At 34.4% G+C, this 7,158-nt stretch carries 8 protein-coding genes; 6 read left to right on the top strand and 2 right to left on the bottom strand.

Annotation, left to right across the window (positions count from 1 at the left end; translation table 11 throughout):
- The coding region (locus tag AC061C_RS15065) for a dipeptidase (RefSeq protein ID WP_478291851.1) at nucleotides 1-1,129 on the top strand (1,129 nt) is incomplete at its 5' end.
- 225 nt (nucleotides 1,130-1,354) lie between these two features.
- On the opposite strand, the gene AC061C_RS15060 is transcribed toward AC061C_RS15065, so the two are convergent.
- Both AC061C_RS15060 and AC061C_RS15055 read right to left on the bottom strand, forming a co-directional pair.
- Nucleotides 1,355-1,780, bottom strand: a complete 426-nt coding sequence (locus AC061C_RS15060; RefSeq protein ID WP_478291850.1) for a hypothetical protein — start codon at nucleotides 1,778-1,780, stop codon at nucleotides 1,355-1,357.
- Between the two features lie 12 nt (nucleotides 1,781-1,792).
- Complete coding sequence (locus AC061C_RS15055) at nucleotides 1,793-2,149, bottom strand: lysozyme inhibitor LprI family protein (RefSeq protein WP_478291849.1); 357 nt, start codon at nucleotides 2,147-2,149, stop codon at nucleotides 1,793-1,795.
- Nucleotides 2,150-2,515: 366 nt separating this feature from the next.
- Between AC061C_RS15055 and AC061C_RS15050 the strand changes: the two genes are divergently transcribed.
- The 5 genes from AC061C_RS15050 to AC061C_RS15030 form a co-directional block, all read left to right on the top strand.
- Nucleotides 2,516-2,866, top strand: coding sequence for a hypothetical protein (locus tag AC061C_RS15050; RefSeq protein ID WP_417976393.1), 351 nt, complete (start codon nucleotides 2,516-2,518; stop codon nucleotides 2,864-2,866).
- 2 nt (nucleotides 2,867-2,868) lie between these two features.
- Nucleotides 2,869-3,243: a BlaI/MecI/CopY family transcriptional regulator gene (locus tag AC061C_RS15045; protein ID WP_478291848.1), complete on the top strand. Its 375-nt coding sequence runs from the start codon at nucleotides 2,869-2,871 to the stop codon at nucleotides 3,241-3,243.
- Complete coding sequence (locus AC061C_RS15040; protein WP_478291847.1) at nucleotides 3,240-4,604, top strand: M56 family metallopeptidase; 1,365 nt, start codon at nucleotides 3,240-3,242, stop codon at nucleotides 4,602-4,604. Before AC061C_RS15045 ends, AC061C_RS15040 begins: the two co-directional genes overlap by 4 nt.
- Nucleotides 4,605-4,632: 28 nt before the next feature.
- Nucleotides 4,633-5,994 (top strand): M56 family metallopeptidase, encoded by a 1,362-nt coding sequence (locus AC061C_RS15035; RefSeq protein ID WP_478291846.1) that lies wholly within the window; start codon nucleotides 4,633-4,635, stop codon nucleotides 5,992-5,994.
- A gap of 148 nt (nucleotides 5,995-6,142) precedes the next feature.
- Nucleotides 6,143-7,158: M56 family metallopeptidase (locus AC061C_RS15030; RefSeq protein ID WP_478291845.1), on the top strand; the 1,016-nt coding region annotated here is incomplete at its 3' end.

Raw genomic sequence — 7,158 nt, 5'->3', positions numbered from 1 at the left:
TGATGTACAACCACCAGATCCATTGGAACTTTGGACTTCTCCCCCATTTGAACCAGTAATCAAAAAAACCGACATTCATCCCGAAGGCGCTATTTTTGCCCGTGGATCGTGTGATGACAAGGGTCAAATGTACATGCACGTAAAAGCATTAGAATATATGGTTCAATCCAACACTTTGCCTTGTAATGTCAAGTTTATGATTGAAGGTGAGGAAGAAATTGGCTCTAAAAGTTTGAGCTGGTTTGTAGAACGCAACCAAGAAAAACTTAAAAACGATGTAATTTTAATTTCAGATACCGGAATGATTTCGAATCAGCAACCGTCGATCACCACTGGTTTACGTGGATTAAGCTATGTAGAAGTAGAAGTTACAGGTCCAAACCGCGACTTACATTCGGGATTGTACGGAGGCGCCGTTGCCAATCCAATCAATGTGTTGGCAAAAATGATTGCTTCGCTTCATGATGAAAACAACCACATTACCATTCCCGGTTTCTATGATAATGTAGAAGAACTATCTACGGAGGAAAGAGCCGAAATGGCCAAAGCGCCTTTTAGCCTTGAAAACTATAAGAAAGCACTCGACTTAAACGACATTTACGGCGAAAAAGGTTATGTAACGAACGAAAGAAACTCCATCCGTCCTACCCTAGACGTCAACGGAATCTGGGGCGGCTACACCGGAGAAGGCGCAAAAACTGTCATTGCGAGCAAAGCATACGCCAAAATCTCGATGCGTTTGGTTCCGAATCAAGATTGGGAGCACATCACTGAATTGTTCACCAAACATTTCACCAGCATTGCCCCTGCAGGCGTAACCGTACTCGTAAAACCGCATCATGGCGGGCAAGGCTACGTAACCCCAATAGACAGCATTGGGTACAAAGCGGCAAACATGGCGTATACTGAAACCTTTGGCGCACCAGCCATTCCAGTGCGTTCCGGAGGAAGTATTCCTATTGTAGCGTTATTCGAAAAAGAACTAAAAAGCAAAACTATCCTCATGGGATTTGGTCTCGACAGCGATGCCATTCACTCGCCAAACGAGCACTTCGGAATCTTCAATTACCTAAAAGGAATCGAAACCATTCCGTTGTTTTATAAATATTTCGTGGAGTTATCAAAATAAATTCCTTTCCATAAATACTAAATCCGCTCTAAACAGGGCGGATTTTTTTTGGGCGTTCCCCGCCGAAAATAGCGGGTCAGGCTGTCCATTCTCAATCTTTTTTATCCGCCGAAAAGGCGTCTAAAAAGGATTTCCACTTCCATCCTTAACGCAAACTATTGCTCGTTGCTAGATTTCTTAAAGGAGATAAGATAGTTTTAGTTGTAGAAAAATTGTGGAAATACTTTATTTTAAATCCAATAGAAACCCAAAAGCGATTAGAACTAAGCTTGCAAGTGGTCCTGAAAAGATGCACATTAACAAGGTTTGGCCGTCTCCGTAACATGCCAAATCCACACCAAGCAAAGTAATTAATAAAACAGTATTTGATAAGGTATATATGATCAAAGAATAAAATCTAAAATTACGTTTAACTTCACTTTCAGTCTTTAGCAAAATATTGTCCAACCTATAGCCATAGAAAACCATCATTCCAATTGCTGCTACCGCTGAAAACCAAAGAACAATTAAATAGCCAGTTTCACAGTTACTAGTGATTTTTTCCAAGCCCATTGCCGCGAGAAGACCAGGAAACAATGTCCAAGTTGGAAAAATTGGTATCAATGACCATAGCGCATTAATAAAGCTATATTTTGTAAATCTAAAATCCATAAAAGGTTGGTATTATTTCTTGTTTCTTTCCTTTATACTTGCTTTAATTTCTAAAATTCTTTTCCTTGTTAATTCTTCTAAACAAGTTGAATAGATGAGCGGTTTTATACTTCCGCCTTCATATTGTGAATATTCAAATTTACAGCTTGAATCTCTAAATTTAACCCAATCCTTTTCAGCTTGAATCAATAATAATTTTTCAGTTTGATTAAGTATTGAAATTAATTGCTTGTACACTTTATTGAGTTCGGCATCAGCTTTTTTGTATTTAGCATCAGCTGTTCTATTCATTTCTAACTGTGTTTGCGCAAATGAATTAGTAGAAAAGCATAGCGCAACTAGAACGATTAAATAATATTTCCGTTTCATTTTGATTTTTATTTGATTAATATCCAACAGCTAATTACTGCTAACTTGTACTTATTTGAAACATACCAAAATCTAGATTCATTTTCGATGGTCTGTTTCGATTTTCCTTGTTCAAATATAAGAAAATTTCTTACGGCTACATGTAGTCTACTGTTAAATCCATCCAAAGCCGAACAGTACTTCTACTCCAATTGCTACTGTAAATCCTTGACCACCAAATTATTTTTCTTAAAAATTTGTTTATTTCATTTTTTATTCTACATTTGTAGAGCAAACTCTATTTTCGTAGAACAAAATCATTTTATGCGACAAATTGTTATTCTACTCGGCTTGGTGTTTTTATTCTTTGGTTGCAAAACCAATCAAATGAAAAACAAACTTAAGGAAGGACTATGGATTGAAAATTACTCAGAGGATAGTTCCCATTATAAATCTATTGGAAAATACAGAAAAGGAGATCCCGTAAAAAAATGGAGTTATTACTTAAATGGTAAAATCATTAAAAGAGAAAAATACAAAGACAACATTTGCAGCACTACTTTTTATCATAAAAATGGAAAAATACAATCCATAGGAAAAACAAAAATGGAAACGAGCGATCAGTACGCGCATTGGTTTTATTTTGGTGACTGGAACTTCTTTAATGAAGATGGAAAATTAATAACAATAAAGAAATACAATAACGGAGAATCATTTTCCGAAATAGAAATTAAATAAACATGCAACAACTCACGAACGCCGAAGAACAAGTAATGGAACACCTTTGGAAACTCGAGAAAGCCTTCATGAAAGACTTGCTTGAAGCCTATCCGAAACCAAAGCCTGCCACCACAACCATCGCTACTTTATTAAAAAGAATGATCGACAAGCAATTTGTAGCCTACAATGAATTTGGAAACTCTCGGGAATATTATCCTTTGGTCAAGAAAACCGATTATTTCTCGAAACACGTCAACGGATTGATTAGTAATTTCTTTAATAATTCAGCGTCACAATTCGCATCTTTCTTTACCACCGAAACCAATTTGTCTCAAACGGAATTGGAAGCTCTCAAGAAAATAATCGACAGTGAAATTCTAAAAAAGAAAAAATGAGCGACTTTCTAATCAAATCGACAATTACTTTATTGGTGCTATTGGCAGTGTATTATTTGTTTTTGGAAAAAGAAAAAATACACGTTTTCAATAGATTTTACTTGTTGTTCAGCCTTGTTTTTTCGATGGTACTTCCATTCATAACTATCGAAGTCATTCAGGAAATAGCACAACCTACAGTCAATCCGGGAAATATCCTAATACTGCAAGGAAGCGCAGTAATACTGGAGGAAACAAACTATTTGGTTATAGGAATATGGAGTTTGTATGCTGTAGTAACACTTATTTTGGCGATACGTTTTTTCGGTAATATCATCACCATTTTGTCTAAAATGAAGACGAATACACCAATTGATTATAAGAATGCCAAATTGATTTTGGTTCCCGAAAAAATATTGCCACACACTTTCCTGAATACCATTTTCATCAACGACACAGAATACAACAACCGTCAAATTGAAGCCGAATTGTACACACACGAACTCACGCATGTGACTCAAAAACACACGTTGGATATTTTATTCATCGAACTATTGAAAACCGTTTTTTGGTTCAACCCTATTTTTATTTTTTACAAAAAAGCCATACAACTCAACCACGAATTTCTTGCCGATGAGAAAGTAGTGACCTCCTATAACAATGTTCCGTTCTACCAATCTTTATTGCTCTCAAAGGCAAGCGATAACCCAACTTTTTACTTGGCCAGTAATTTGAATTATCTAATAACTAAAAAACGATTACTCATGATGACAAAAACCACATCAAGCTCGAAATCAATTGCTAAGAAAATCATTTTGATTCCGCTATTTACTGGACTAGTACTATTTTTATGCGTCCAAACAATTACACAACCAGCAAATGACAAGGATAATTCCTCACTATCTGAGGATAAAAAAAGAGATGCCTATTACGAAGACGTTAGATTAATTGTAAAAGACAACCGCAAAAAAGTCTTATTAAATAAAAAATATGAAGTTCTTACGCTAAATGAAAAGAGATCTTATATTGGCAATGCTCCAGCGGAAATCAAAAGGAAAAGTCCAACGAAAAAAGAATTTGAAACCTGGATAAATGACACTAGATTTTCAGGAATATTAGACGGCAAAAAAATCAACAATATCGATTTAAAAAAATATAACGCAAATTATATTGTAAGCTATTCAAGATATTACAATCCAACTTTAAATGGAAAATCTATAGAAACTAATTTAAATCATTATCTACTATTTAGCAACTCTTATTTTGAAAAGCATTTAAAGGATAAAGACAAAAAAGCTTTTTTCAAAGTAATTGAGAAAACAATAAAAGAAGGCACAGTTACAAAACCAGTAATTATTAATGAGGTGCAAAGAAATATATAATCGACAGTGAAATTCTAAAAAAGAAAAAATGACCGACTTTCTAATCAAATCGACAATTACTTTATTCGCGCTACTGGCGGTGTATTATCTCTTTTTAGAGAAAGAAAAAATACACGTTTTCAATAGGTTTTACTTGTTGTTCAGTCTTGTTTTCTCGATGGCACTTCCATTCATAACTATCGAAGTCATTCAGGAAATAGCACAACCTACAGTCAATCCGGGAAATATCCTAATACTGCAAGGAAGCGCAGTAATACTGGAGGAAACAAACTATTTGGTTATAGGAATATGGAGTTTGTATGCTGTAGTAACACTTATTTTGGCGATACGTTTTATTAGCAATATCATCAAGATTTCGTCTAAAATGAGATCAAATGAACCAATTGATTATAAGAATGCCAAATTGATTTTGGTTCCCGAAAAAACATTGCCGCACACGTTCCTGAATACAATTTTCATCAACGAAACAGAATACAAAAACCGTCAAATTGAAGCTGAATTGTACACTCACGAACTTACGCATGTGGCTCAAAAACACACGTTGGATATTTTATTCATCGAACTATTGAAAACCGTTTTTTGGTTCAACCCTATTTTTATTTTTTACAAAAAAGCCATGCAACTCAACCACGAATTTCTTGCCGATGAGAAAGTAGTGAACTCCTATAATAATGTTCCGTTTTACCAATCTTTGTTGCTCTCAAAGGCAAACGCGAACCCAACTTTTTACTTGGCCAGTAATTTGAACTATCTAATAACTAAAAAACGTTTACTCATGATGACAAAAACCACATCAAGCTCGAAATCAATTGCAAAAAAAATTATTCTGATTCCCGTTCTATCAGGACTACTTTTCATGTTTTGTTTCAAAACTATTGCACAAATAAAAAATACTGCACAAGTTACCACCAAAACTAAACTTATAGCAACCAGCGAGTCCCGAAAAGATTCATACTTTGCCGGAGTTAGAGTTGTCATTCACGACCTTGTAAAAAACAAGAAAATTGATACGAAATATGAAGATTTAAGTGATGAGTACAAGAAAAGAGCTTTTTTCTATGTTCCAAATGCTCTTGAAAAAAAATCACCCACAACTCAAGAATTAGAAGACTTTAAAAATGCTAAGAAATACGCCATTTGGATAGATGACGTTCACCAAACCAATAAATCACTAATCAATTTTAAGCCTAGTGAAATTGCTTTTTTTCAAGGAAGCGGTGTGTCAAAAAATGCAAGAAGCAAGAAATTCCCACAGCCTTACCAATATCATTTTTATACACATAATTATTTTGATAAAAATTTAAAAAACTCCCACCAGAAATTCACTGGAGAAAAATTAGAAATTACAATTTGTAAAGATAAAAATACACGACCTATCAGAACTAAATAATGATGATCAATAGGCTAAAAGACTAATTTTTGTTTCCTTACTAAATAAACCTTTGTGCTTCTTTCTTTACCCCTGAAACCAATTTGTCTCAAACGGAATTGGAAGATCTCAAGAAAATAATCGACAGTGAAATTCTAAAAAAGAAAAAATGAGCGACTTTCTAATCAAATCGACAATTACTTTATTGGTGCTATTGGCAGTGTATTATTTGTTTTTAGAGAAAGAAAAAATACACGTTTTCAATAGGTTTTACTTGTTGTTCAGCCTTGTTTTCTCGATGGTGATTCCATTTATAACTATCGAAGTCATTCAGGAAATAGCACAACCTACAGTCAATGCGGGAAATATCCAGATACTGCAAGGAAGCGCTGTAATACTGGAGGAAACAAACTATTTGGATATAGGATTATGGAGTTTGTATGCTGTAGTAACACTTATTTTGGCGATACGTTTTATTAGCAATATCAATACCATTTCGTCTAAAATGAGATCAAATGAACCAATTGATTATAAGAATGCTAAATTGATTTTGGTCCCCGAAAAAACATTGTCGCACACTTTCCTGAATACGATTTTCATCAATGAAACGGAATACAACAACCGTCAAATTGAAGCCGAATTGTACACACACGAACTCACGCATGTGACTCAAAAACACACGTTGGATATTTTATTCATCGAACTATTGAAAACCGTTTTTTGGTTCAACCCTATTTTTATTTTTTACAAAAAAGCCATACAACTCAACCACGAATTTCTTGCCGATGAGAAAGTAGTGACCTCCTATAACAATGTTCCGTTCTACCAATCCTTATTACTATCGAAAGCGAACGAGAACCAAACTTTTTACTTGGCCAGTAATTTGAATTATTTAATAACTAAAAAACGTTTACTCATGATGACAAAAACCACATCAAGCTCGAAAGCAATTGCTAAGAAAATCATTTTGATTCCGCTTTTAACTGGACTAGTACTATTTTTATGCGTCCAAACAATTGCACAACCAGCAAATGATAAGGATAATTCCTCACTATCTGATGATAAAAAAAGAGATGCATATTACGAAGACGTTCGATTAATTGTAAAAGACAACCGCAAAAAAGTCTTAATAAATAAAAAATATGAAGTTCTTACGCTAAATGAAAAGAGATCTTATATTGGCAA

The sequence above is a fragment of the Flavobacterium sp. GNP010 genome, from assembly GCF_056428945.1.
This window is presented reverse-complemented; position numbering and strand designations above follow the sequence as displayed.